The following is a 25,798-nucleotide window of genomic DNA, read 5'->3' on the forward strand; positions in this document are numbered from 1 at the left end:
GACATGTGCGGTTGCCTGGCGTAACGGCTGGCTGAGTGACGAACAGCTGCGCGCCGCGGGTGACGCGTTGACGAAAACCGGCTACGGCCAATACCTGCTGGATTTATTACATGCCCGTCCACGTCAATATTAATCCCCTCAGCTGGGAGAGCGCATTCTTCGGTGTTGAGACGGTGCGGCTGGAGCTGCAAGGCGACACCCCGCTGGAGCAGGCGCTGCGCCATCCCTGTGCACTGATGCAGATGAAAGTCGCTGCGGGTGAAACGGCGCTGATCGATACGCTGCAGCAGCATCAGTTCCAGCTGGTGGAGGGTGAGGCCGATCTGACGCTGGCGATTGACCAGACGGAACGGCAGGCGGGCATTCGCATTGCGCGTGAGGCACAGATCCCCTCTCTGCGTGACGCCGCGTCGCAGCTCTTCAGTCAGAGCCGCTTTCGTGCGCCCTGGTATGCGCCGGACGCCAGCGGTCGCTTTTATGCGCAGTGGATTGAAAATGCGGTGCGCGGGGCGTTTGACGATCAGTGCCTGGTCGCCTGCGATGCCGCGGGTGGAGTGCAGGGCTTTGTTTCGCTGCGTGCGGTGGAGGGCGATGCCCGCATCGGCCTGCTCGGCGTCCTGCCCGACGCACAGGGACAGGGGCTGGGTCAGCGACTGATGCTGGCGGCGGCGGACTGGGCGCGGGTCAGGCAGCTCGCGCAGCTTCGGGTGGCGACTCAGCTCAGCAATCTTACGGCGATGCGCCTCTATTTACGCAGCGGTGCCCGGCTCGACAGCACCGCCTACTGGTTTTACAGGAAAGGTCATGATTCCATTTAATGCGCCGCCCGTGGTGGGCACAGAAATTGAGTATATGCAGTCGGCGATGAGCAGCGGCAAGCTGTGCGGCGACGGCGGCTTTACCCGCCGCTGCCAGCAGTGGATGGAGCAGCGTTTCGGCAGTAAAAAAGTGCTGCTGACCCCCTCCTGCACCGCTTCGCTGGAGATGGCGGCACTGCTTATCGATCTGCAGCCTGGCGATGAAGTGATTATGCCGAGCTACACCTTTGTCTCTACCGCCAATGCCTTTGTGCTGCGCGGCGCGCGTATTGTCTTTGTCGATGTCCGCCCGGACACCATGAATATTGATGAGACCCTGATTGAAGCGGCCATCACAGAAAAAACCCGTGCCATTGTCCCGGTGCACTACGCAGGCGTCGCCTGTGAAATGGACACCATCATGGCGCTGGCGGCAAAACATAAGCTGTTTGTCATCGAAGATGCGGCGCAGGGTGTGATGTCACGCTACAAAGGCCGTGCGCTGGGTACCATCGGTCATATCGGCTGCTTCAGCTTTCATGAAACCAAGAACTACACGGCGGGTGGCGAAGGGGGGGCAACCCTGATTAACGACGCCAGTCTGGTCGAGCGCGCCGAAATCGTGCGGGAAAAGGGCACGAACCGCAGCCAGTTCTTCCGCGGTCAGGTCGATAAATACACCTGGCGCGATATGGGGTCGAGCTTCCTGATGGCCGATCTGCAGGCGGCCTACCTCTGGGCACAGCTGGAAGCGGCTGAACGCATTAACCAGCAACGTTTACGTATCTGGCAGCGTTATTATGAGGCGCTTCAGCCACTGGCGGCACAGGGACGCATTGACCTGCCCGTGATCCCTGCCAGCTGCGAACATAATGCCCATATGTTCTACATCAAGCTGCGCGATCAGGATGATCGTCAGGCGCTGATTAACTGGATGAAGGAAGCCGAGATACTGACGGTGTTCCACTATATTCCGCTGCACAGTTCGCCTGCCGGTGAGCGTTTCTCGCAGTTTGTCGGGGAGGATCGCTTTACCACAGCGGAAAGCGAACGCCTGCTGCGCCTGCCGCTGTTTTATAACCTGTCAGATAATAATCAGAGCACGGTTATCAGCTCACTGCTGAGCTTCTTTTCCTGATGTCATTAGCCAGAGCCTCAGTGTGGACCGCGTCGTCCACGCTGGTAAAAATTGTGTCTGGTCTGCTGGTGGTAAAGCTGCTGGCGGTCAGCTTCGGTCCTGAAGGTGTGGGGCAGGCGGGGAACTTTCGTCAGCTGATTACCGTGCTGGGTGTACTGGCCGGGGCGGGCATCTTCAACGGTGTCACCACGTATGTGGCGCAGTATCAGCAGCAGCCCGGCCAGCTACGGGCGCTGGTGGGTACGGCGTCGGCCATGGTGCTGGGCTTTTCCGGCGCGCTGGCGCTGCTGTTTCTGCTGGCGGCGGCCCCGATCAGCACGGCGCTGTTTGGTCATGACCGCTATCAGGGCGTTATCCGCGTGGTCGCTTTCCTTCAGCTCGGCATCGCCTGGGCCAACTTTACGCTGGCGCTGCTGAAGGGGTATCGCGACGCGCGCGGCAATGCGCTGGCGCTGATCGCTGGCAGCCTGATTGGGGTCATGGGCTATCTGGTCTGCTGGTGGCTGGGTGGCTATCAGGGCGCACTGACCGGCCTGGCGCTGGTGCCGGCCCTGCTGCTGCTGCCGGCACTGGTGATGCTGAAACGCCGCGCGCCGCTGCCGCTGAGCTGGCTGCGTCCGCAATGGCATCCTGAGCTGGCGCGCAATCTGGCGAAATATACCCTGATGGCGCTGATCACGGCGGTAACCCTGCCGGTGGCCTGGGTGCTGATGCGTAACCTGCTGGCAGAGCAGCAGGGCTGGGCGCAGGTCGGCCTGTGGCAGGGCGTGACCAGCATTTCCGATGCCTATCTGCAGTTTATTACCGCCACCTTCAGCGTCTGGCTGTTGCCGACCCTGGCACGGCTCGATGACAAGCGCGACATCGCGCGGGAGATTGGCCGGGCACTGCGCTTTGTGCTGCCAGCCGTGGCCGTCGCCAGCCTCGCTGTCTGGGTACTGCGCGATTTCGCCATCAGCCTGCTTTTCTCCGAAGCCTTTCGCGGGATGCGCGATCTCTTTGTCTGGCAACTGTGTGGCGATGTTTTTAAAGTTGGCGCCTATGTTTTCGGATATCTGGTTATCGCCAAAGCCTCGCTGCGCTTTTATGTTCTGACTGAGATCAGCCAGTTTCTGTTACTGACCCTGTTCTCACGCTGGCTGATCCCGTTACATGGCGCAACGGGGGCCGCACAGGCCTATATGCTGACCTACATGGCTTACTTTGCCCTGTGTTGTGGCGCTTTTATTGTTTACTGTCGGAAAAAATGAGTTTAATTCACGTTCTGGGATCGGATATTCCCCACCACAACCTCACGGTGCTGCGTTTTTTCAACGACGTTCTCAGCGTTGAGCAGCCTGCGGCTTCGCCACGCCATTTTATGGTGGTGACCGGGCAGCCCGAGAGTCTGGCCCCCTTCACAGCGTTACGGATCGAGTGCTTTGCCAGCAAGAAAGCGCTGGCGCAGGCGGTAGTGCAGCGGGCAAAAAATCGTCAGCAGCGTTTCTTCTGTCACGGCCAGTTTAACCCGTGGATCTGGCTGGCACTGCTTAGCGGTAAGCTGCGCCGCTCACAGCTGTTCTGGCATGTCTGGGGAGCCGATCTTTATGAAGACTCACGCAGCCTGAAATTCCGCCTGTTCTATCACATTCGCCGGTTAGCTCAGGGACGGGTGGCACAGGTTTTTGCCACCCGTGGGGATCTGCACCACTTTCAGCAGCGTCATCGCCGGGTGCCGGGATCACTGCTCTATTTCCCGACCCGAATGCCTGCCGCCGCCGTGCAGGCTGAACCGACGGAACCGTTCACGCTGCTGCTGGGCAACTCGGGCGATCCCAGTAACCGCCATATTGAAGGTTTAAAAGCGATTCACGCGCAGTTTGGTGAGCAGGTGCGTATTGAGGTGCCGCTGGGTTATCCGCCGGGCAATGAGGCTTATATCAGCCAGATTCAGGCCGCAGCGGATACGCTGTTCCCGCAGGGGCAGGTGAACCTGATACGTGAAAATCTGGCGTTTGAAGCCTATCTGGCCCTGCTGGCGCGCTGCCACGTCGGCTATTTTATGTTTGAACGTCAGCAGGGGGTAGGCACACTCTGCCTGCTGATCCAGGCGAACGTGCCGTTTGTGCTGACCCGCAAAAATCCATTCTGGCGCGATGTGGCAGAGCAGCAGTTGCCGGTCCTGTTCAGCGAAGATACGCTGTCGCCTGCTGTTATCGCCGAGGCGCGTCGCCAGCTTATGACCTGTGATAAAGCGGCGATCGCCTTTTTCGCTCCCGGTTATCTGGCAGGCTGGCGGGCAGCGTTACAGCTCAGCGAAGGGGAAAAGTCATGAGTCTTATGCAGTTTGGCGGCCTGCTGGTGGTCTATCTGCTGTCGCTGGGTTTCATTCTGACCCTGACCTGGCGGGAGTTTAAGCGTGTCCGTTTTAACTTCCACCTCTTTTTCACGCTGCTGTTTTTACTGACCTTCTACTTCGGCTTTCCGCTGACTTCCCTGCTGGTGTTCCGGTTTCATGTTGAGGTGGTGCCGGTGGAAAACCTGCTGGAGGCGCTGCTCTCGGCCACGGCGTTTTATGCCATCTATTACGTCAGTTATAAGGTGCGGCTGAAGCCGGCCAATGCACCGCCTGCAAAGCCCTGGCTGCAGATGAACCGGGTCGAAACCCACCTGACCTGTGTGATTCTGGCGCTGGTGGCGCTGGGCACCGTTACGGTGTTCTTTATTCACAACGGTTTTCTGCTGTTCCGCCTGACGGCCTATAACCAGATCTTTTCCAGCGAAGTGTCGGGCGTGGCGCTGAAGCGCTTCTTCTATTTCTTTATTCCGGCGATGCTGATCCCCTATTTCCTGCGTCCGACGCGTCGCAACTGGCTGCTGTTTCTGGTGGTGACGGTGGCCTTTGGCCTGCTGACCTACGCGCTGGTGGGCGGGACTCGCGCCAATATCATTATTGCGTTTGCGCTATTCCTGTTTATCGGTATTACGCGCGGCTGGATCACCCTCTGGATGCTGGCAACGGCAGGGGTGATGGCTATCGCAGGAATGTTCTGGCTGGCGCTGCGCCGCTATAACCTGGACGTTATGGGCGATGAGGCGTTTTACACCTTCCTTTATCTGACGCGGGATACGTTCTCACCGTGGGAGAATCTGGCCCTGCTGCTGGATAACTACGCCAGAATAGAGTTTCAGGGGCTGGCACCGCTGTGGCGCGATTTCTACGTGTTTATTCCCACCTGGCTGTGGCCGGATCGGCCGCTGACCGTGCTGAACAGCGCGAACTACTTCACCTGGGAAGTGCTGGATAACCATTCGGGCCTGGCCATTTCCCCGACGCTGATCGGCTCGCTGGTGGTCATGGGCGGCGTCTGGGCGATTCCGATCGGTGCCGTGGCGGTGGGGATGATTATTAAAGCCTTTGATGCGATCTACCAGCGTGGCTGCCGTGAGGCCAACCGCTACAGCGGTGCTATCCTGCAAAGCTTCTGTTTTGGTGCGGTCTTTAACATGATCGTGCTGGCACGCGAAGGGCTGGATGCCTTCGGTTCACGCGTGGTGTTTTTCTGCATCATTTTTGCTGCCTGTCTGGGCCTGGCTAAATTACTTTTCTGGTTACTGGATCGCGCAGGTTTAATTCGCGACCGCAGTGGACGGGTGCTACACAGCCCGCTCTGATTAACCTCTGGGATTAACGGAAGATATGACACAGTTAACGGATACGCCGCAGTACCGGATCCGCGGCGTTGACCTGTATGGCTTCGAAAATATGTCGTCGGCGGTGAGCTTTCTGATGCCGCCGCAGAGCGTACGCAGCGGCATTCTGGTGGCGATCAATGCGGAGAAGATCCTGACCGCCGAGCGGGATGAGGGATTACGCACGCTGCTGGCGCAGGCGGAGTATGCCTATGCCGATGGCATCAGCATTGTGCGCTCGATCCGTAAAAAGTATCCGCAGGCGTCAGTGCAGCGTATTGCGGGCGCAGATTTGTGGGAGGCGCTGATGGAACGCGCCGGGCGGGAAGGGATGCCGGTGTTTCTGGTGGGTGGTCGCCAGCAGGTGCTGGATGAGACCTGCGCGAAGCTGCGTCGTCAGTGGAATGTGAATATTGTCGGGGCGCAGGATGGCTATTTTGCGCCAGCGGATCAGGATGCCCTGTTTGCCCGGATTGCCGCCAGCGGCGCAAAGCTGGTGACCGTGGCGCTGGGGTCGCCGCGTCAGGAGCTGCTGATGCTGGCGTGCCGCGCATACTGGCCGGATGCGCTTTATATGGGGGTAGGGGGAACCTACGACGTCTTCACCGGCCATGTGAAGCGCGCGCCCAAAATCTGGCAGCGGCTGGGGCTGGAGTGGCTCTACCGTCTGATTCGGCAGCCGAGCCGCCTGCGCAGGCAGTTAAAACTGCTTAAATATTTGCGCTATCACTGGCGCGGCGATCTCTGATATCGCTGATAAATGCCGCATTTTTACGCACGGTGAGCACGGAAATGTACTATTTGTCGACGAAATGCACAAAGCGTAATCAAACGCGCCTTTTTATTTAAAAAGCACTAGACACGATGGGCGCTTATCTCTAGTATGCACATCCGCAACGGCGCTACGCGCCCGTAGCTCAGCTGGATAGAGCGCTGCCCTCCGGAGGCAGAGGTCTCAGGTTCGAATCCTGTCGGGCGCGCCATATCGTTTGTGCGCATGAGCTTCGGTGGTTGATTTACCGCGGTTGGCAGTAAAGATTTACATGCTGCAGGTCTTTGACTTGTAACATTAAGTACAGTGGTGGCTATAGCTCAGTTGGTAGAGCCCTGGATTGTGATTCCAGTTGTCGTGGGTTCGAGTCCCATTAGCCACCCCAGATTTTGCTGGGATACGCGAAGGTGGCGGAATTGGTAGACGCGCTAGCTTCAGGTGTTAGTGTCTTAACGGACGTGAGGGTTCAAGTCCCTCTCTTCGCACCAGGCAAAACAGTTAAAAAAATCGGCGAGTAGCGCAGCTTGGTAGCGCAACTGGTTTGGGACCAGTGGGTCGGAGGTTCGAATCCTCTCTCGCCGACCATTTTTAGAAACCTGTCTGAAAAGACAGGTTTTTTTTCGTCTGAAAAAAAGAGGATGAGAACCTCCGAAGGAGGTTTGAGCCGAGCGTAGCGAGACAACGTTGCTTCAGCAACGGCCCGGAGGGCGCTGCTCGCAGAGCAGTGTAATCCTCTCTCGCCGACCATTTTTAGAAACCTGTCTGAAAAGACAGGTTTTTTTTCGTCTGTAGAAAAGTGGATTTGAATGTCTGCGGGAGATATGGGCCGGACCGGGTGGGTGCGGTGTAACAATGTTGCTGTCAGTTCGAGCCTGCGAAGGTAACACGGTCAGATCGGAAAGTCGCTTAAGCCATCCATGGCCGCTCGGCCCACGCGATTACGCACCTCATCCATGAGGTGCGCCCGTAAACGGGCCAACGCGTTGCGTTGTTCAAAAACGCTCCCGGCGTTTTTATCCGGGCGGCGGGACGCTTTCCTCTTCTGACCGTGTTCCCTGCGCGTTGAGCTTATGCGCTGTGGTTAGATGCATCCGGGTTTAGATCTGTCATTAGTCCAAAGCTTCCTTGTAAGTATCTGATGCGTCTGCCATACGTGAAGCGAAGGGAGCATACGCCTGTAGCAAAGCATAGCGGGCCAGGGATGGCCCGCGCTGAGCCTGCCATGGATGGCGTCTTTTGCGTCTTTGCGAAAGGCGTATGCTCCCTGAAGCCCGCACTGTGGTGAGAGCCGGCGTGCTCGTTAGCGTATTGTTTGATGCCAGATTACCCGCTTTGAGTGAGTCAGTTGTCAGAGAAGGTTGCTGAAGCAGGATCGCTAGCGTCGTGAATTGCCGACAAATAAGTCATTGTTATTTATAGATTCATAAAGAGTCCGGGCTCGCTGTCTCCGTTCAGAGACAGAGAAAGTCTCTGCTGTCGCTGGATACCGACACTTATCCGCCATCTGCTCCGCTGAAGCGCTCAGCATCTTCAATAACCTAATGATTTTAAATATCTTTTAAAAAAATCTTCAGACTGGCACGGCTTGTGCAATACTCCTGCTGTAGATGCTCATTCCACCTCTTATGTCTGCTGATGCTGCATAAACCTGGGAATGATGCAGAGCCAATTTTAGGTACCTGTTGTCTGCCTGCCTGTATCGCGAAAGCCTTACAGGATTACCAGACACCACGTTGAGTCGGGTACCTCCCGGTTGTCTTACCGACCTGATCTTACACCTGCCACTGGCAGGTGTTTTTTTTTGCCTGAGGAGAAGGAGCGGCAGATTGCGGGCACAAAAAAGCCGGGCGAGCCCGGCTTAGTTAGCTTTGCGCCTGTCAGGCGCCAGGATTATTTTTCAGCGTCAGCAGTAAGCCTTCACGGCGCATCTTCGCGGCCTCTTCCGGACGATGCAGACGATCATACACATCCGCCAGCCACGCATAATCGAATGCGTCAGGACGCTGTGCCAGCGCCTGCTGCAGAGCATCCGCTGCCTGCTGCCACTCTCCATGACGCATCAGCAACTGCCCCAGCGTGCTGTGCAGCAGCGGCGTTGCGCCATGCTGTTTGATCTGCTGACGTAGCGCCTTCTCAAGTGCTTCCGGATTGCCGCTTTTAATGCGGGGCATCAGCAGCACCAGACGATCGTCATAATGACGCTTGAGGCCTTCCAGCACGATCGACTGCGCGGTGTCATGATCGTTACACTCAATCAGGTGATCCGCCATGGCGACCTGCAGCGTGGTATCCTGACGGGTCTTACGGCTCAGCGTATTCCACCAGCGCTTCAGACCGTCACTGCCCTGATCGGCCATCGCCTGATTCATCAGGCCCAGCCAGGCCTGCTGCTGCAACGCGTCGCGATGGAGGTCGTCGCCGACCTGCGCTTTCTGCATCGCAGGCAGAATATCCAGCAGCGCACTCCAGGCACCGGTACGGACATAGGCCTGTTCAGCCAGACGCAGCACTTCAGGATGACGTGGTGCCACTTCCAGCAGACGATCGATGCTGTGACGTGCAGCGTGATCTTCATTGCGCGCCAGCTGAATACGTGCGCGGGCAATTTCTACCGGAATAGTATTGTTTTCGGACAGCTCTGCCGCGCGTTCAAGATGCTGATTGGCACGCACTTCATCACCGCGCTGCTGCGCGGCTTCCGCAGCCAGCAGGTAGTTTGCTACCGGCACATCCGCGTGATCGGCATCTTTAGAGAGCAGTTTTTCCGCCTGACGATGGTCACCTTCCGCCAGCTTCATCAGCGCAGTCTGCGTATGACGCTGGGCGCGGCGGCGTTTACGCCCGGTAAACCAGCCACGGGTGCGTGCGCCGGTTCGCAGCACGCGACGCAGCAGCCACTCCACGGCCAGAATTACCAGCAGGCTGAGAATAAGGATTATCACCAGCCCGGTGACACTGGTCTCAATATTCCAGTTATCAGTCTGAATCAGCACATAGCCCTGATGACCGGCAATCATCGGTCCCAGTACCACGCCCGCAATCAGCAGGATAAAGAGGATAAATACCTTAAGCATGCTTAGCCTCCCTGCTGAGTGGCAGCGGCAGAGGGCTGAGCTAACAGGTTCCGCACACGGGTCTGCATCAGCTGTTCCAGCAACGGCTGGCTTTCCAGCGTGTCAGGCAGATCCATATTGATGTTCTGCTGGCTCAGCTCATCCAGCTGGGCAAGGAAGGCTTTCGTTGCCGCATCGTTAGTGTCATACCAGGCACGAACCCAGGCGGAGACGGTATCGATAGATTGTTTGTAAATCTCATCCTGATGACGCGGCACAGCCTGCGCTGCGATCAGCAGACGCGAGCGGATATTCTCCCGCAGATAGACATCCTGATTCGGCGCCAGCAGCGGCTGGGCGGTATTATCGCGGCGGCGGATGGTAATAAAGTCATCCATAAAGTTGTGCCAGCTCTTCACCAGGTTCTGACGCCACTCGCGCACGGAACCCGACAGTTCGCCGCCATCGCTGTCCATCGGCGCATCATCGCTGTCGTTGTCTGCCAGACGCAGATTATCGACGTTGTTCGACAGCTGATTCAGCTTGAGGATCACGCCGTCATAATCGACCTGCGTGACGGAGGAGAGGTTGCTGATGTCCTGGGTCAGGGCGCGACGCACGTTCATTACGCTGGGATCGTTCATGTCGGCCAGGCTGGCATCGGCGCTTTTCAGCAGCGCAGCGGCGGTCGTGACATCCTGATCGCTCCAGAGCTTGCGGCCAGCCAGTTTCACCAGATAATCGGCCTGGGCCAGCAACCAGCTGCGCACGTCATTGCCGGAAATCACGGCCATTTTTTCACGCAGGGTTTCCAGCTCTTTGGCTGACGCGTTCTGCTGGGCCTGTGCCGTCTGCAGTGCGGTTTCAGCGCCGCTCAGCTGCTGGGTCAGCTGCTGTTTGTCGCTGCTGGCCTGCTGCTGCAGCGCACTCAGCTGGTCACTCAGCTTCTGATTGGTTTGTGCCTGTAAATCAGCCTGATGTTTCCCGTAAAGGTATAAACCTGCACCCATCGCCAGCGCAATGACGATCGCCACTGCCCCCAGCGCCATGCCACCTTTATTCGCATTGCGCGGAGGCGTGTCGTTGCTGGAGAGAGAGCGGTCGACCGCTGGGGTGGTTTCTTCAACCATGGCGGAGGAGTCTTTTTGTTCCGTCATATGTGGCACATCCCATTGTTAAGTTCATCGTAACGCGCGCAGCAGCGCATCGTTATCGGCACCATCGGCTACCTGAATATCCTGCCAACCCAATCCTGCAGCCAGGGTAGCCAAACGTTCACTGACGACAACCAGTCGGCAGTTGAGCAGCCATTCCTCGCGATCAACTGCGGGGAACAGCGAAAAGAGCTGTTGTAACATTTCACCGCTGGTGACCACCAGTACCGAGACGCCGCGATCGCGCCAGCGGCGGCCTTCGATCGGTCCGTCGTAATGCTTCTGACAGCGCTGGTAACAGGCAGCAAACGTCACCTCAGCACCACGCCGGGTTAATGTCTCTGCCAGCAATTCGCGTCCGGGGTCGCCGCGCAGGATCAGCGCACGTTTACCGGCAATCTGCTGCAGCGTATTCAGCTGAATCAGTTCTTCACTGGTTTCATGAGCATGGGGCCATGTTACCTGCCGGCCGCTGGCGGTGTGAAACGCCAGCGCAGTGCTGCGACCAATTGCATAATAGTCCAGCTCGCCGGGCCATGCTTTGATCGCGTGCTGCGCGTAGTGAATAACCTGCTGAGAAAGAATGAAAACCAGGTCGCCCGGGCGGAGGGCGGCGAGCTTCTGAGGCAGAAAGGGGAGGTCCGCGCCCGGTGCGAACTCGATTAGCGGCAGGCTCCACGCCTGCCTGCCAAGGGCATGCAGGCGTGACACCAGCTCTGCCGCGGCGGGTTCCGGGCGCGTCACCAGAATGGTCATGCCGGTGGCTGCCCCTGGTAAACGTCCTGCAGAATCTCACGGGCGCCACCGTCCAGCAGCTCGTCGGCCAGGGAAATGCCCATCTCGCGGGCCTGACTCCGCGGACCACGACGCTCGCCGCTGACCATTACATGACCATCCGGTGCACCGACCATGCCGCGCAGCCAGAGTTCATCGCCTTCCAGCACGGCGAAACTGCCGATAGGCACCTGACACCCCCCTTCGAGACGGGTATTCATGGCGCGTTCCGCTCTGACACAGACTTCCGTGTCGTCGTGATTCAGCGCCTGCAGCAGGCCGATCAGGGTGGTGTCATCCAGACGGCATTCAATACCGACTGCGCCCTGGCCCACGGCGGGTAAGGAGACTTCAGCAGGCAGGGCCTGACGAATACGATCTTCCAGCCCCAGACGTTTCAGCCCGGCAACGGCGAGAATAATCGCGTCATATTCACCGGCATCCAGTTTGCTCAGACGGGTGCCCACATTGCCCCGCAGCGAGCGGATCACCAGATCCGGGCGGCGAGCGCTAATCTGGCACTGACGACGCAGGCTGGAGGTGCCGACAATAGCACCCTGAGGCAGCGCGTCCAGGCTGTCATAATGATGAGAAACGAACGCATCGCGCGGATCGTCGCGCTCGCAGATGGTTACGAGGCCCAGACCTTCAGGGAAATCGACCGGCACATCTTTCATTGAGTGCACCGCCATATCGGCCCGGCCATCCAGCATCGCCAGTTCCAGCTCTTTAACAAACAGCCCTTTACCGCCGACTTTCGCCAGCGGCGTATCAAGAATAATGTCACCCTTGGTGACCATCGGCACCAGTTCAACGCGCAGTCCCGGATGGGCGCTCATCAGGCGTTGCTGTACATAATGTGCCTGCCATAATGCGAGCGGGCTTTGTCTTGTAGCAATTCTGAAAATTTTGTCTAACATGCTGTTAACCATTTTTATCGTTCACTGAATATCCTATCATCTCTGGGTGAATACTGTCAGTTTCAACGGATTGAAAACGGCCTGTGAGCGGTTTCAGGCCCGGTTTATCAAGCCATCACGTGGGAACCAGTGCTGAAAAGGCGGGAAGCTGGTAAGAACGTGCTAAACTGTTAAGTAGCGCAACTTTCTTTACGGTCAATCTGCCGGGTGTTAGATTGATCACGTTTCCAGCAATTATCTGCCCACTTTTTTACTTTTATAAGCGGCAGAGCGGGGAAACAGGGTGCTTAAACACTGGGACAATCAGGCGAAACGTCTTGTACCTCTACATTGAGACACTGAAACAGAGACTGGATGCAATCAACCAGCTGCGCGTTGATCGTGCGCTGGCTGCCATGGGACCCGCTTTTCAGCGCGTCTACAGTCTGCTGCCAACCTTATTACATTATCAACATCCGCAGATGCCGGGTTACCTTGAAGGTAACGTTCCACATGGCATCAGCTTTTTCACGCCTGATGAAAACCAGCGTCAGCTACTGGCCGATCTCACCGGTGACAGCGACCTGCGCCATGCCGATGCGCCGAAAGGCGAAATGCCGATCACGGCGATCTACTCCATGGGCAGCACCTCCTCTGTCGGGCAGAACAGCGTCTCGGATCTCGATATCTGGGTCTGCCATCAATCCTGGCTGGATAATGAAGAGCGCCTGAATCTGCAGCGCAAATGCACGCTGCTGCAGAAGTGGTGCGTCTCGATGGGCGTGGAAGTGAGCTTCTTCCTGATCGACGAGAACCGCTTCCGTCACAACGAAAGCGGCAGTCTGGGCGGTGAAGATTGCGGCTCAACGCAACACATTCTCCTGCTGGATGAGTTTTACCGCACCGCAGTGCGTATGGCGGGTAAACGCCTCCTGTGGAACATGGTACCGGGCGAAGAGGAGCATCACTACGACGATTACGTGATGTCGCTTTACGCCAAAGGGGTGCTGACGCCTAACGAGTGGCTCGATCTGGGCGGCCTTGGCACCCTGTCGGCGGAAGAGTATTTCGGTGCCAGCCTGTGGCAGCTCTATAAGAGCATCGATTCGCCCTATAAAGCGGTGCTGAAGACCCTGCTGCTGGAAGCCTACAGCTGGGAATACCCGAACACCCAGCTGCTGGCGATGGACATTAAACAGCGTCTGCACGATGGCGAAATCATCTGCTTCGGGCTGGACCCTTACTGCATGATGCTGGAGCGCGTGACGCACTATCTGACCAGCATCGACGATCAGCCGCGTCTCGACCTGGTGCGGCGCTGTTTCTATCTCAAAGTGTGCGAAAAGCTCAGCACGGACGACCATCCGCAGCGCAGCGGCTGGCGTCGCGAAATTTTATCGCAGCTGGTGAAAGAGTGGGGCTGGAACGACGAGAAGCTCGGTATCCTGGATAACCGCGCCGGGTGGAAAATCGAGCGCGTGCGTGAAGCCCACAATGAACTGCTGGATGCGATGATGCAGAGCTATCGCAACCTGATCCGCTTTGCCCGCCGTAACAATTTAAGCGTGAGCGCCAGCCCGCAGGATATCGGCGTGCTGACCCGTAAATTGTATGCCGCCTTTGAGGCGCTACCGGGCAAAGTGACGCTGGTGAACCCGCAGATTTCACCCGATCTCTCTGAGCCGAACCTGACCTTTATTCATGTGCCGCCTGGCCGTGCCAACCGCTCCGGCTGGTATCTCTATAATCAGGCGCCGGATATGGATTCGATCATCAGCCATCAGCCGCTGGAATATAACCGCTATCTGAACAAGCTGGTGGCGTGGGCGTGGTTCAATGGCCTGCTGACCCGCAAAACCCGGCTGCATATCAAAGGCAATGACACCTGCGATCTGGCGCGCCTGCAGGAGCTGGTTAACGACGTCTCCAGCCACTTCCCGCTGCGCCTGCCTGCGCCGACGCCCAAAGCGCTCTACAGCCCGTGCGAAATTCGTCACCTGGCGATTATCGTGAACCTTGAGCACGATCCGACGGCGGCCTTCCGCAATCAGGTGGTGCATTTTGACTTCCGCAAACTCGATGTCTTCAGCTTTGGTCAGCAGCAGCAGTGTCTGATTGGCAGCATTGACCTGCTCTACCGTAACTCATGGAATGAGGTGCGAACCCTGCACTTCAGCGGTGAACAGGCGATGATCGAGGGACTGAAAACCATTCTGGGCAAGATGCACCAGGATGCCGCACCGCCAGACACGGTAGAAGTCTTCTGCTACAGCCAGCATCTGCGTGGTCTGATTCGCACGCGCGTTCAGCAGCTGGTGTCCGAGTGCATTGAGCTGCGCCTCTCCAGCACGCGTCAGGAGCCTGGCCGCTTCAAGGCGCTGCGTATGGCTGGCCAGACCTGGGGACTCTTCTTTGAACGCATGAGCGTCTCCGTGCAGAAGCTGGAAAACGCGGTGGAGTTTTATGGCGCGATCTCCAATAACAAGCTGCACGGGCTGTCGATCAAAGTCGAAACCAACCAGACGCCGCTGCCGCCGGTGGTCAACGGCTATGCCAGCGAAGGCATTATTCAGTTCTTTTTCGAGAACACGACGGACGACCAGGGCTTCAACATCTACATCCTGGATGAGTCCAACCGGGTTGAGGTTTATCATCACTGCGAAGGCAGCAAAGAGGAGCTGGTGCGCGACGTCAGCCGGTTCTACTCCTCCTCGCACGATCGCTTTACCTACGGGTCGAGCTTCATCAACTTTAACCTGCCGCAGTTCTACCAGATAGTGAACACCGGCGAGCGTTTTCAGGTGATACCGTTCCGCAGTCAGACGCTGACCCAGCTCTGCACCAGCCAGCCTGACAACGACAACAGCGACTATCAGCCTCGCTATCAGGTGCACTGATGCCGACCGGCTGCCTGCGTTCAGCAGGTGGCCGCGCGCTTCCTGACCGCTTATCAGGTTCACGCTATTTGCGGGGATTTCCTGTTGCTTTTCCACCTTCAACTGCGATGATAAGCATCCAGGTAAAGGACATGAAGAGCATAAAGAATGAAGAAAGTGATAAGCCTGTTTGCCATGACACTGGCAGTAATCAGCCTTGCAGGTTGTGGTCTGAAAGGGCCGCTTTACTTCCCGCCGAAGGATCAGCCGAAGAAACAACAAGCGCCGACCGAACGCCAGAAAGCGGACGCCTCTAAAGCCGATGTGGGCGGGCTGGTAACCGGCAATTCAGGCGTAAAAGCGAACTAATCTGATGGCTTACCCGGCGGAGCAAAAAATGCAGTTCTCCAAAATGCACGGTCTCGGCAACGATTTTATGGTTGTGGATGCGGTGACGCAAAACGTCTTCTTTTCGCCGGAATTGATCCGCCGGCTGGCCGATCGTCATCTGGGGATCGGCTTCGATCAGCTGCTGATTGTTGAACCGCCCTACGATCCCGATCTCGATTTCCACTACCGCATTTTCAACGCCGACGGCAGCGAAGTGGCTCAGTGCGGTAACGGCGCACGCTGCTTTGCCCGCTTTGTGCAGCTGAAAGGGCTGACCAACAAAAGCGATATCCGGGTCAGTACCCAGAATGGCCGCATGGTGTTAACCGTGACGCCGGACGATCAGGTGCGCGTGAACATGGGCGAACCGAACTTTGAGCCGCAGCAGGTGCCGTTCCGTGCCAACAAAGCGGAAAACCTCTATCTGCTGCGCGTGGCCGAACAGACGGTGATGCTGGGCGCGGTGTCGATGGGCAATCCGCACTGCGTGATTCAGGTTGAAAGTGTGAAAACCGCACAGGTTGAACTGCTGGGCCCGATTCTGGAAAGCCATGAGCGCTTCCCGGAGCGGGTCAATGTGGGTTTCATGGAGATCGTCAATCCCGAACACATCCGCCTGCGCGTCTACGAACGCGGCGCGGGAGAAACGCAGGCGTGCGGCAGCGGCGCCTGTGCTGCCGTGGCATGCGGCATCCAGCAGGGCATTCTGGCACCCAAAGTGCGTGTCGATCTGCCCGGCGGAACCCTGCATATCACCTGGAAAGGGGCCGGACAGCCGCTCTACATGACCGGTCCTGCGACACACGTCTACGATGGGTTTATTCATCTATGAAAAATATCGAAGAGCAGGCTGACAGTTCGGTTCTGCTGGACGATCAGGCCGTCAGTGATTATCTGCGGCAGAATCCCGATTTCTTTATCCGTAACGCCCGCGAAGTGGAACAGATGGCCGTGCCGCATCCGGTTCGCGGCAGCGTCTCGCTGGTTGAGTGGCATATGGCGCGTCAGCGCAACCACATCCAGCGGCTGGAAGAGGAGATCACGCTGCTGATGGAGCAGGCCAGCGCCAACCATGAGCTGTTTGATCGTCTGCTGTCGCTGGAGAGCCATCTGGCCGCGGCTGACTCCCTGCAGGATATGCTCAACCGTCTGCATCGCTGGGCGCGAGAGCTGGGGCTGGCGGGCGCCAACGTGCGGCTGTTCAGCGATAAATGGCTGCTGGGTGCCCCCTCCGATTTCTTCCAGCTGAGCCTGTCGCGTCAGGCCTTCGAACCGCTGCGTATTCAGCGTTTCGGTCATCAGCACCACTATCTCGGCAACATCAACGGCCCGGAACTGCTGCTGCTGCTGCCGCAGGCTAAAGCGATCGGCTCGGTGGCGATGTCGCTGATGGGCGAAGCGGGCGACCTCGGCGTGCTGATTTTCAGCAGCCGCGACAGCCAGCACTATCAGTCAGGCATGGGAACGCTGCTGTTGCAGCACCTGTCACAGATGATGCCAGGTCTGCTGTCGCGCTGGGTTGAACGCGCATGAGCAGCGCGCTGCAGGAGGCCGTTGACGGATTTCTGCGCTTCCTGAAAGTGGAACGCCAGTTAAGTCCGCTGACCCAGAGCAGCTATGCGCGCCAGCTCGCTGCGCTGGTTGCGATTGCGGATGAGATGAAGCTCAGCAGCTGGGCCGCGCTGGAGCCCGCCCAGGTGCGCAGTATGGCGGCGCGCAGCCGCCGCGCCGGACTCTCGGCCAGCAGCCTTGCGCTGCGTCTCTCCGCCCTGCGCAGTTTCCTGGACTGGCAGGTCAGTCAGGGTATGCTCGCTGCTAACCCCGCCAAAGGGGTGATGACGCCGCGTAAAGCGCGCCATCTGCCGAAGAATATCGACGTTGACGAAGTGAATCAGCTGCTGGAGATCGATCTCAGCGATCCGCTGGCCGTTCGCGACCGGGCGATGCTGGAGGTGATGTATGGCGGCGGGTTGCGTCTCTCTGAACTGGTCAATATGGATTGCCGCCACGTCGACCTCGATTCCGGTGAGGTGTGGGTGGTAGGTAAAGGCAGTAAAGAGCGCCGGGTGCCGATTGGCCGCACGGCGGTGACCTGGATCGAACAGTGGCTGCCGCTGCGTGAGACCTTCGGCTGTCAGGATGATGCGCTCTTTCTTTCAACGCGCGGCAACCGCATCTCGCCGCGCAGCGTGCAGAAGCGCTTCGCCGAATGGGGTATTCGCCAGGGCGTCGCCAGTCATATCCATCCACATAAGCTGCGTCACTCCTTTGCAACGCATCTGCTGGAATCCAGCGGCGATCTGCGTGCCGTGCAGGAGTTGCTGGGGCATGCGAACCTGTCGACGACCCAGATCTATACCCATCTCGACTTCCAGCATCTGGCTTCGGTGTATGACGCCGCGCATCCCCGCGCCAAACGAGGAAAGAACGAATGAAGTTTTATCGTCCGCTGTCGGCCATCAAAGCCATGACTTTCGACCTTGATGACACGCTTTACGATAACTACCCGGTGATCCGCCGCACCACGCTGGAGTCTCATGCCGCGTTACAGGCTTTTCATCCGGCGCTGCGCGACTTTACGCAGCAGGATTATCAGCAACTGCGTGATGAGCTGTTGCAGCGCGAGCCCGACATCTTTCACGACGTTTCGGAGTGGCGCCGCCGTTCGGTTGAGCTGGCGATGCTGAATATCGGCCTCTCTGCGGCGGAAGCCACGGCGGGCGCGGCAGAGGTGATGGCTGTCTTCCACCAGTGGAGGAGTCAGGTTGTGATGCCGGAGGAAACCCATCAGACGCTGAAAGCGCTGGCGGAGAAGGTGCCGCTGGTGGCGATCACCAACGGCAACGCCAGCCCGGAAAAAATGGGTATTGCCGGCTATTTTCAGTTCACTCTGCGCGCCGGGCCCGACGGGCGCGCCAAGCCGTGGCAGGATATGTATCAGCTGGCGGCGCAGCGTCTTGCTATCGCCCCCCACCATATTCTGCATGTGGGCGACGATCTCACCACTGACGTGGCGGGTTCGCTGCGCGGCGGGCTGCAGGCGTGCTGGATTAACCTGCGGCAGGGCAACCTGATGCATATCCCGGACGCGCGCCTGTTGCCGCATGTCGAAATTTCGCGGTTGGCATCACTCACCTCACTGCTATAATGGCTGTAAATTTATCCAGTCGTTGCCGCTTTCAGCTTTGCCGCCAGCCTTGTCTGTGGCAGGCGCACTACCGCGCGCGATGACGGCGTTTTCTCTTTGGTAACCGGTGCTTATGGACGTTTCTGAACTGCTCGATGGGTTAAATGACAATCAGCGTGAGGCCGTAGCGGCCCCGCGCAGTAACCTGCTGGTGCTGGCAGGCGCGGGCAGTGGCAAAACGCGGGTGCTGGTGCATCGCATCGCCTGGCTGATGTCGGTAGAGAACTGTTCACCCTATTCCATTATGGCGGTGACCTTTACCAACAAAGCGGCGGCGGAGATGCGTCACCGTATTGAGCAGCTGATTGGCACCAGCCAGGGCGGGATGTGGATCGGGACCTTCCACGGTCTGGCGCATCGCCTGCTGCGTGCTCATCATCTTGACGCCGGTCTGCCACAGGACTTTCAGATCCTCGACAGTGAAGATCAGCTGCGCCTGCTTAAGCGCCTGATTAAATCGATGAACCTGGATGAGAAGCAGTGGCCTGCGCGCCAGGGCATGTGGTACATCAACGGCAAAAAAGATGAAGGCCTGCGGCCAAAGCATATCGAAAGCTACGGCAATCCGATCGAGCAGACCTGGCTGCGCATCTATCAGGCCTATCAGGAAGCGTGCGACCGCGCCGGTCTGGTGGACTTTGCCGAGCTGCTGCTGCGCGCGCATGAGTTATGGCTCAACAAGCCGCATATTCTGAATCACTACCGCGAACGCTTCACCAACGTGCTGGTGGATGAGTTCCAGGATACCAACAACATTCAGTATGCCTGGATTCGGATGCTGGCGGGTGACAGCGGCCGGGTGATCATCGTGGGTGACGATGACCAGTCGATCTACGGCTGGCGGGGCGCGCAGGTCGAAAATATTCAGCGCTTCCTGCAGGATTTCCCCGGCGCGGAAACCATCCGTCTGGAGCAGAACTATCGCTCAACCAATAACATCCTGAAAGCCGCCAACGCCCTGATCGCCAATAACAATGGCCGGCTGGGTAAAGAGCTCTGGACCGACGGCAGCGATGGGGAACCGATCTCTATCTACTGCGCCTTCAATGAGCTGGATGAAGCGCGCTTCGTGGTTAACCGCATCAAGGTCTGGATGGAGAACGGCGGGGCGCTCAATGACTGCGCCATTCTCTACCGCAGCAACGCCCAGTCGCGCGTGCTGGAAGAGGCACTGCTGCAGAGCAGCATGCCCTACCGGATTTATGGCGGCATGCGCTTCTTTGAACGTCAGGAGATCAAAGATGCGCTCTCCTATCTGCGTCTGATCGCGAACCGCAATGACGACGCGGCGTTTGAGCGTGTGGTCAATACCCCGACGCGCGGCGTGGGCGATCGGACGCTCGACGTGGTGCGTCAGACCGCCCGCGAACGTCAGATGACCCTGTGGCAGGCGACGCGCGAACTGCTGCAAACCCGCGCGCTGGCTGGCCGGGCTGCCTCGGCGCTGCAACGCTTCTGTGAGCTGGTCGATTCCCTGGCGACCGAAACCGCCGAATTACCGCTCCATGTTCAGACCGATCGGGTGATTAAAGACTCCGGTCTGTGGCTGATGTATGAGCAGGAGAAAGGTGAAAAGGGTCAGGCGCGAATCGAGAACCTTGAGGAGCTGGTGACGGCAACCCGCCAGTTCAGCTATCAGGACGAAGATGAAGATCTGATGCCGCTGCAGGCGTTTTTATCTCATGCGGCGCTGGAAGCGGGCGAAGGTCAGGCAGACAAATGGCAGGATGCGGTTCAGCTGATGACGCTGCACTCGGCAAAAGGGCTGGAGTTCAGCCAGGTCTTCATCGTCGGCATGGAAGAGGGGATGTTCCCGAGCCAGATGTCGCTGGATGAGGGGGGCCGGCTGGAAGAGGAGCGTCGTCTCGCTTATGTCGGCGTCACCCGTGCGATGCTCAAGCTGACGCTGACCTACGCTGAAACCCGCCGACTCTATGGTAAGGAAGTGTATCACCGTCCTTCCCGTTTTATCGGTGAGCTGCCCGAAACGTGCATTGAAGAAGTGCGGCTGCGCGCCAGTGTCAGTCGTCCGGTCAGCCATCAGCGGATGGGGGCACCGGTGACCAAAAATGACAGCGGATTCTCGCTGGGCCAGCGTGTTCATCACGCCAAATTTGGTGAAGGCACCATCATTAACCTGGAAGGCAGCGGCGAGCACAGCCGCCTGCAGGTGGCGTTTCAGGGGCAGGGAATCAAGTGGCTGGTGGCGGCTTACGCGAAGCTGGAAACGCTTTAGCGTGCGGTTGACGGCTTTTTCGTCTCAGCGTAACATGCGCCCACTATTATCATGAGAGGACAACGCCTTGGACACGCCCAGTCGATGCTGGCTCAATGACCTGGATACCAGGCATAACATCTAAGGCTACCTCTTTACGCGGGTAGCCTTAGCGGTTATCAGCGACCTCCCTTTTTGATCCCGTCGCACGAGTCAGCACTGATTTACCTTTGAAACTCTGTTTCCGTGTTCAGGCCGCCCGTTCTGTGTTGAGGAACGGCGGATTGCCTTGTCCCATTTAGTCTGCAATGGGGAGTATTGCTATGCTGAGCGCATTTAAACTGGACCACAGCCGCCTGACGCGACTGGAGCTGGAAGACGAAAACGACAAGCTGACCACCTCCGTCTGGGTCGATCTGATCGAGCCGGAAGAGGGCGAGCGTGACCGGGTGCAGTGTGAGCTGGGCCAGAGCCTGGCAACCCGACCTGAGCTGGAAGATATCGAGGCGTCGGCGCGCTTCTTCGAAGATGAAGATGGTCTGCACATCCACTCCTTCTTCTTTTATGAAGATGCGGACGACCACGCCGGTAACTCCACCGTGGCGTTCACCATCCGTGAAGGCCGCCTCTATACCCTGCGCGAACGCGAACTGCCCGCTTTCCGTCTCTACCGCATGCGCGCCCGAAACCAGACCCTGATCGACGGCAACGCGTTTGAGCTGCTGCTCGACCTGTTCGAAACCAAAATCGAACAGCTGGCGGATGAGATCGAGAACATCTACAGCGCGCTGGAGAAACTCAGCCGGGTGATTATGGAAGGCCAGCAGGGCGAAGAGTACGATCAGGCGCTGTCACGCCTGGCAGAGCTGGAAGATATCGGCTGGAAAGTGCGTCTCTGCCTGATGGATACCCAGCGCGCCCTGAACTTCCTGGTGCGCAAAGCGCGTCTGCCGGGCAATCAGCTGGAGCAGGCGCGTGAAATCCTGCGCGATATCGAGTCGCTGCTGCCGCACAACGAATCACTGTTCCAGAAGGTCAACTTCCTGATGCAGGCCGCGATGGGCTTTATCAACATCGAGCAGAACCGCATCATCAAGATCTTCTCGGTGGTCTCCGTCGTCTTCCTGCCGCCGACGCTGGTGGCATCCAGCTACGGGATGAACTTCGAGTTTATGCCGGAGCTGAAGTGGAGCTTTGGCTATCCGGCGGCGATTGGCCTGATGATCCTGGCGGGCCTGGCACCTTATCTCTACTTCAAACGTAAAAACTGGCTGTAAAACGTTCCGGGCCATCGTCGATGGCCCGTTCTGCTGGCTCCCGTCGCCATTTCTGCGTACTCTGTCCCCCTTGTTTTTACAAATAATTAACTTTTATGGACGCTTTATCCTTACGCGTGCAGTGGGCGCTGCTGCTGCTGGTGTCGGTCCTGCTGGGGACGCTGCTGCACCACTTTCAGGTGCCCGCGGCGCTGCTGCTGGGCCCGATGGCGGTCGGCGTGGTAATGGGATTATCAGGCGCAACGCTGCGCATCGACAGGCGGTTGTTCCTGCTGGCGCAGGCGGTACTGGGCTGCATGATTGCGCAGAGCCTGTCGCTGTCGATTCTGACGCCGCTGATTCAGGAGTGGCCGGTGGTGCTGGCGGTGCTGCTGCTGACCCTGGCGGCCAGCGGCGTATCGGGCTTTCTGCTGGTGCGTTTCAGTCAGCTGCCTGGCCCGACCGGTGCCTGGGGATCGTCACCGGGTGGCGCATCCGCCATGGTGGCGATGGCGGGCGACTTTGGGGCCGACGTGCGGCTGGTGGCGTTCATGCAGTATCTGCGGGTGCTGTTTGTCGCCTCGGCGGCGGCGCTGGTGGCACGTATCGGTCTGGGGGATGAGGCACACAGCGTCTCGCTGCTCTGGTTTCCCGCCCTGAATCGCGGCTTTGTCATCACGCTGGCGGTGATGCTGGCGGGCGCGTGGCTGGGCACCCGGCTGCGCATCCCGTCGGGGGCGCTGTTGCTGCCCGCGCTGGCGGGGGCAGCACTGAACGGCAGCGGTGTTGCGGTACTCCAGGTGCCGGAGTGGCTGCTGGCTCTGGCCTACGCGCTGATCGGCTGGAGTGTCGGGCTCCGGTTCACCCGTCCGATTTTCCTGCTGGCGCTGCGCACGCTGCCGCAGATGCTCGCCTCCATCTTCGGGCTGATGCTGTTGTGTGGCGGGCTGGCGTGGATGCTGACGCAGATGCTGGATATCGATCTGATGACCGCCTATCTCGCCACCAGTCCGGGCGGGCTGGACACGGTGGCGATTATTGCCGCGGGCACCCAGGTCAACATGGCTTTTGTGATGGCGTTACAGACGCTGCGTCTGTTCACCATCCTGCTGACCGGTCCGGCGATGGCGCGTTTTATTTCACGCTACGCGCGCACGGGTGCGGAATGAAAACGCCACCGCATCGCAGACAAACACCAGCAGCGCCAGCCAGATGAAGCCAAAGGTGACCATCTTGTCTGGCGTGATGGTTTCCCCGTAGAAAACGACCGCCAGGATAAACATCAGGGTCGGACCGAGATACTGAAAGAAGCCAACCGTGGAGAGACGCAGCCGGCTGCAGGCCGCCGCAAACAGCATCAGCGGAATGGTGGTGATAATCCCTGCCGCGACCAGCCTGAGGTTGAGGCTCAGCGGGTTAGCGGAGAGATGGCTGGTAGGGCTGTCGGCAAAGCCGAACAGATAGATGGCCGCCAGGGGGAACAGCCACAGGGTCTCAATCAGCATGCCGCTCTGAGCATCGACCTGAATCTTTTTACGCACCAGACCATACAGGGCGAAGCTCAGCGCCAGCCCCAGCGCAATCACCGGCAGCGAACCGAACTGCCACAGCTGCACCAGCACGCCGAGGGTGGCCAGCAGCACCGCCAGCCACTGGAGACGACGGAAACGCTCGCGCAGAAACAGCATACCGAACACCACATTGATCAGCGGATTAATAAAGTAACCCAGACTGGCTTCCAGCATATGCTGATTATTGACCGCCCAGATAAACAGCAGCCAGTTGCCGCCAATGGTCAGCGCGGTCAGCGCCAGCATCAGCACTTTTGCTGGCTGAGAGAACACGCTGCGTACGACGGGCCAGCTGCGGCTCAGCGTAATCAGCAGCAGCATAAACAGCGCAGACCAGATAACCCGGTGCGTCATGATTTCCGTGGCCGGAACCTGCTTCACCAGTTTGAAGTAAGCCGGCGCGATGCCCCAGATAAAGTAAGCCCCCAGGGCGAAACCCACGCCCTGGCGGGTTTGTTGCGTATCCATATGAGATCCAGATGGCGTGCTTAGCCGATAAGATAGGTGGCGGTTGCCGTGGCGATATAGTCGCCCTGTTGGTTGTGCAGCTCGACGCGCGCCACGGCGACTTTGTTACCGGCACGCAGCAGGCTGCTGGTGGCGGTAAAGCGCTCGCCGCGTCCGGGGCGCAGATAGTCAACGCGCATATCGATGGTGCCCATGCGGGAGAGGCGCTGGCGAAGCTCGGCTTCGCTGATGCTCTCCTGACGGGTCAGCGCGTTACTGACGCAGACCATGCCAGCCGCCACATCCAGAACCGACGCGATCACCCCGCCGTGCAGGATCTGTTGTGCCTGGTTGCCCACCAGCATGGTTTTGTTGGCAAAGCTGATTTCGGCGTAGTCCGCCTCCAGGCGCATCAGTTCCAGACCCAGCGCCTGATTGAAGGGCATGTGATAAACGAAAATTTCGCCGACCAGCTGGCGAGCGTCCTGCGGTGTCAGCACGGGTGATGACATGATGATGTGTCCTGAAAAAATCGGGCCAGAGGGGCGCGCAATCTGAATGAGTTGTGTATTCTATGCCGCCTGCGAGGGGGTTTCCAGTTTAAGAAATCAGCACTCTTGCTCACTGCCATTTGCGTGTAGAATGGCCTGCTTTTTACGACACCCTTTCAGTTGTTTTGATACGCAGCGCTCACCGGAGAATTTTATGCGTAAGCATCGCGCCTTGCTGGCGGCAATGTTGATAATTCCTGCGCTGGCGCAGGCAGATGAAGCTCAGATCAAAGAGGTTCATGACGCGCCACAGGTTCAGGGCAGCATCATTGCTAACCTGCTGGAGAAGCATGATAATCCGTTTGTTCTCTATCCTTACGAGAACAACTATCTGCTCTACACCTACACCAGCGACCTGAATAAAGAGGCGATCTCCTCCTATAACTGGGGAGAAAATGCCCGCAAAGATGAAGTGAAATTCCAGCTCAGCCTGGCGTTTCCGCTGTGGCGCGGTATTCTGGGCGATAACTCGGTGCTGGCCGCCTCTTACACCCAGCGCTCCTGGTGGCAGCTGTCGAATCGCGGTGAATCCTCGCCCTTCCGTGAGACCAATTATGAGCCACAGATTTTCCTTGGCTGGGCCACGGATTATTCGCTGGGTGGCTGGACACTGCGGGATGTCGAACTGGGTCTTAATCATGAGTCTAACGGACGCAGCGATCCCACTTCGCGCAGCTGGAACCGCGTTTATGCGCGGCTGATGGCGGAGAACGGGAACTTCCTGGCGGAGATCAAACCCTGGTATCGCATCCCGGACGGGGCAAATAATGACGACAACCCCGATATCACCAAATATATGGGTTACTACCGCACCCGCCTGGGCTATAAGCTGGGCGACAGTATCTTCAGCGTTGAAGGCAACTATAACTGGAACAGCGGTTATGGCGGTGCGACGATGGCCTGGAGCTACCCAATCAGTGAGCATGTCCGCTTCTATACGCAGGTGTTCAGCGGCTACGGTGAATCACTGATCGATTACAACCATCGCCAGACGCGTCTGGGTGTGGGTGTAACGCTCAACGACTTGTTCTAATCCCTAACGTACG

At 58.3% G+C, this 25,798-nt stretch carries 23 protein-coding genes, 4 tRNA genes, 1 other RNA gene and 1 pseudogene; 23 read left to right on the plus strand and 6 right to left on the minus strand.

Going from position 1 to position 25,798, the window contains the following annotated elements; genetic code table 11:
* Positions 1 to 10: 10 nt before the first annotated feature.
* The 12 genes and pseudogenes from AC6I7A_RS00680 to AC6I7A_RS00735 all read left to right on the plus strand — a co-directional run.
* Positions 11 to 133 (plus strand): annotated as a pseudogene (locus AC6I7A_RS00680) (glucose-1-phosphate thymidylyltransferase 2 RmlA2); the annotation flags it as partial.
* Positions 111 to 818: a dTDP-4-amino-4,6-dideoxy-D-galactose acyltransferase gene (rffC, locus tag AC6I7A_RS00685; protein WP_009088428.1), complete on the plus strand. Its 708-nt coding sequence runs from the start codon at positions 111 to 113 to the stop codon at positions 816 to 818. The pseudogene AC6I7A_RS00680 and the gene rffC, both read left to right, overlap by 23 nt.
* Positions 805 to 1,935 (plus strand): dTDP-4-amino-4,6-dideoxygalactose transaminase, encoded by a 1,131-nt coding sequence (rffA, locus tag AC6I7A_RS00690; RefSeq protein WP_009088429.1) that lies wholly within the window; start codon positions 805 to 807, stop codon positions 1,933 to 1,935. Before rffC ends, rffA begins: the two co-directional genes overlap by 14 nt.
* Positions 1,935 to 3,185 carry a lipid III flippase WzxE gene (wzxE, locus tag AC6I7A_RS00695; RefSeq protein WP_058958103.1) on the plus strand — a complete coding sequence of 417 codons (1,251 nt, stop codon included), beginning with the start codon at positions 1,935 to 1,937 and terminating at the stop codon, positions 3,183 to 3,185. Before rffA ends, wzxE begins: the two co-directional genes overlap by 1 nt.
* Entirely contained in the window at positions 3,182 to 4,249 is a 1,068-nt protein-coding gene (gene wecF / locus AC6I7A_RS00700) for a TDP-N-acetylfucosamine:lipid II N-acetylfucosaminyltransferase (protein ID WP_058958102.1), read from the plus strand. Before wzxE ends, wecF begins: the two co-directional genes overlap by 4 nt.
* Positions 4,246 to 5,589, plus strand: a complete 1,344-nt coding sequence (wzyE, locus tag AC6I7A_RS00705) for an ECA oligosaccharide polymerase (protein WP_058958101.1) — start codon at positions 4,246 to 4,248, stop codon at positions 5,587 to 5,589. Before wecF ends, wzyE begins: the two co-directional genes overlap by 4 nt.
* Positions 5,590 to 5,614: 25 nt before the next feature.
* On the plus strand, positions 5,615 to 6,355 hold the full coding sequence (gene wecG, locus AC6I7A_RS00710; RefSeq protein ID WP_058958100.1) for a lipopolysaccharide N-acetylmannosaminouronosyltransferase: 741 nt from the start codon (positions 5,615 to 5,617) through the stop codon (positions 6,353 to 6,355).
* Between the two features lie 158 nt (positions 6,356 to 6,513).
* Positions 6,514 to 6,590 (plus strand) — tRNA-Arg (locus tag AC6I7A_RS00715).
* 98 nt (positions 6,591 to 6,688) lie between these two features.
* Positions 6,689 to 6,764, plus strand: a tRNA-His gene (locus AC6I7A_RS00720).
* A 16-nt stretch (positions 6,765 to 6,780) separates the two neighbouring features.
* Positions 6,781 to 6,867 (plus strand) — tRNA-Leu (locus AC6I7A_RS00725).
* A 20-nt stretch (positions 6,868 to 6,887) separates the two neighbouring features.
* Positions 6,888 to 6,964 (plus strand) — tRNA-Pro (locus AC6I7A_RS00730).
* A gap of 32 nt (positions 6,965 to 6,996) precedes the next feature.
* Positions 6,997 to 7,126: non-coding RNA, RtT sRNA (locus AC6I7A_RS00735), on the plus strand.
* 1,130 nt (positions 7,127 to 8,256) lie between these two features.
* Here the strand turns inward: AC6I7A_RS00735 and hemY are convergent.
* The 4 genes from hemY to hemC are packed head-to-tail and all read right to left on the minus strand — an operon-like array spanning position 8,257 to position 12,280.
* Positions 8,257 to 9,453 (minus strand): protoheme IX biogenesis protein HemY, encoded by a 1,197-nt coding sequence (gene hemY, locus AC6I7A_RS00740; protein ID WP_009088436.1) that lies wholly within the window; start codon positions 9,451 to 9,453, stop codon positions 8,257 to 8,259.
* 2 nt (positions 9,454 to 9,455) lie between these two features.
* On the minus strand, positions 9,456 to 10,589 hold the full coding sequence (hemX, locus tag AC6I7A_RS00745) for a uroporphyrinogen-III C-methyltransferase (protein ID WP_009088438.1): 1,134 nt from the start codon (positions 10,587 to 10,589) through the stop codon (positions 9,456 to 9,458).
* Positions 10,590 to 10,613: 24 nt separating this feature from the next.
* Positions 10,614 to 11,342, minus strand: a complete 729-nt coding sequence (hemD, locus tag AC6I7A_RS00750; protein ID WP_058958099.1) for a uroporphyrinogen-III synthase — start codon at positions 11,340 to 11,342, stop codon at positions 10,614 to 10,616.
* Positions 11,339 to 12,280, minus strand: coding sequence for a hydroxymethylbilane synthase (gene hemC, locus AC6I7A_RS00755; protein WP_009088441.1), 942 nt, complete (start codon positions 12,278 to 12,280; stop codon positions 11,339 to 11,341). The genes hemD and hemC overlap by 4 nt, the downstream gene beginning before the upstream one ends.
* Positions 12,281 to 12,597: 317 nt before the next feature.
* Between hemC and AC6I7A_RS00760 the strand changes: the two genes are divergently transcribed.
* The 10 genes from AC6I7A_RS00760 (at position 12,598) to AC6I7A_RS00805 (ending at position 23,352) form a co-directional block, all read left to right on the plus strand.
* Positions 12,598 to 15,156 (plus strand): class I adenylate cyclase, encoded by a 2,559-nt coding sequence (locus tag AC6I7A_RS00760; protein ID WP_058958098.1) that lies wholly within the window; start codon positions 12,598 to 12,600, stop codon positions 15,154 to 15,156.
* Between the two features lie 147 nt (positions 15,157 to 15,303).
* Positions 15,304 to 15,504 carry an LPS translocon maturation chaperone LptM gene (gene lptM / locus AC6I7A_RS00765; RefSeq protein ID WP_009088446.1) on the plus strand — a complete coding sequence of 67 codons (201 nt, stop codon included), beginning with the start codon at positions 15,304 to 15,306 and terminating at the stop codon, positions 15,502 to 15,504.
* 28 nt (positions 15,505 to 15,532) lie between these two features.
* Positions 15,533 to 16,357, plus strand: a complete 825-nt coding sequence (gene dapF / locus AC6I7A_RS00770; protein ID WP_009088448.1) for a diaminopimelate epimerase — start codon at positions 15,533 to 15,535, stop codon at positions 16,355 to 16,357.
* Positions 16,354 to 17,058 (plus strand): DUF484 domain-containing protein, encoded by a 705-nt coding sequence (locus tag AC6I7A_RS00775; protein ID WP_009088449.1) that lies wholly within the window; start codon positions 16,354 to 16,356, stop codon positions 17,056 to 17,058. Before dapF ends, AC6I7A_RS00775 begins: the two co-directional genes overlap by 4 nt.
* Positions 17,055 to 17,960 (plus strand): tyrosine recombinase XerC, encoded by a 906-nt coding sequence (gene xerC / locus AC6I7A_RS00780; RefSeq protein ID WP_058958097.1) that lies wholly within the window; start codon positions 17,055 to 17,057, stop codon positions 17,958 to 17,960. Before AC6I7A_RS00775 ends, xerC begins: the two co-directional genes overlap by 4 nt.
* Positions 17,957 to 18,673 carry a 5-amino-6-(5-phospho-D-ribitylamino)uracil phosphatase YigB gene (yigB, locus tag AC6I7A_RS00785; protein ID WP_058958096.1) on the plus strand — a complete coding sequence of 239 codons (717 nt, stop codon included), beginning with the start codon at positions 17,957 to 17,959 and terminating at the stop codon, positions 18,671 to 18,673. The genes xerC and yigB overlap by 4 nt, the downstream gene beginning before the upstream one ends.
* 112 nt (positions 18,674 to 18,785) lie before the next feature.
* Positions 18,786 to 20,948, plus strand: coding sequence for a DNA helicase II (uvrD, locus tag AC6I7A_RS00790; RefSeq protein ID WP_009088456.1), 2,163 nt, complete (start codon positions 18,786 to 18,788; stop codon positions 20,946 to 20,948).
* Between the two features lie 67 nt (positions 20,949 to 21,015).
* Positions 21,016 to 21,072, plus strand: coding sequence for a YsgD/CorL family protein (ysgD, locus tag AC6I7A_RS00795; protein ID WP_350769477.1), 57 nt, complete (start codon positions 21,016 to 21,018; stop codon positions 21,070 to 21,072).
* 178 nt (positions 21,073 to 21,250) lie between these two features.
* The gene (gene corA / locus AC6I7A_RS00800; protein ID WP_009088458.1) at positions 21,251 to 22,204 is read left to right on the plus strand and encodes a magnesium/cobalt transporter CorA; all 954 of its coding nucleotides are present in this window, start codon (positions 21,251 to 21,253) and stop codon (positions 22,202 to 22,204) included.
* A 95-nt stretch (positions 22,205 to 22,299) separates the two neighbouring features.
* Positions 22,300 to 23,352, plus strand: a complete 1,053-nt coding sequence (locus AC6I7A_RS00805; protein WP_009088460.1) for an AbrB family transcriptional regulator — start codon at positions 22,300 to 22,302, stop codon at positions 23,350 to 23,352.
* Here AC6I7A_RS00805 and rarD read toward each other — a convergent pair.
* Positions 23,323 to 24,222 carry an EamA family transporter RarD gene (rarD, locus tag AC6I7A_RS00810; protein ID WP_009088462.1) on the minus strand — a complete coding sequence of 300 codons (900 nt, stop codon included), beginning with the start codon at positions 24,220 to 24,222 and terminating at the stop codon, positions 23,323 to 23,325. The two genes, AC6I7A_RS00805 and rarD, sit on opposite strands and share 30 nt — an antisense overlap.
* Before the next feature lie 20 nt (positions 24,223 to 24,242).
* Positions 24,243 to 24,713 carry a thioesterase family protein gene (locus AC6I7A_RS00815; protein WP_009088464.1) on the minus strand — a complete coding sequence of 157 codons (471 nt, stop codon included), beginning with the start codon at positions 24,711 to 24,713 and terminating at the stop codon, positions 24,243 to 24,245.
* A gap of 193 nt (positions 24,714 to 24,906) precedes the next feature.
* On the opposite strand from AC6I7A_RS00815, the gene pldA reads away from it, so the two are divergent.
* Positions 24,907 to 25,785 (plus strand): phospholipase A, encoded by an 879-nt coding sequence (gene pldA, locus AC6I7A_RS00820; protein WP_009088467.1) that lies wholly within the window; start codon positions 24,907 to 24,909, stop codon positions 25,783 to 25,785.
* Positions 25,786 to 25,798: the final 13 nt, after the last annotated feature.

The sequence above is a fragment of the Type-F symbiont of Plautia stali genome (assembly GCF_059731105.1).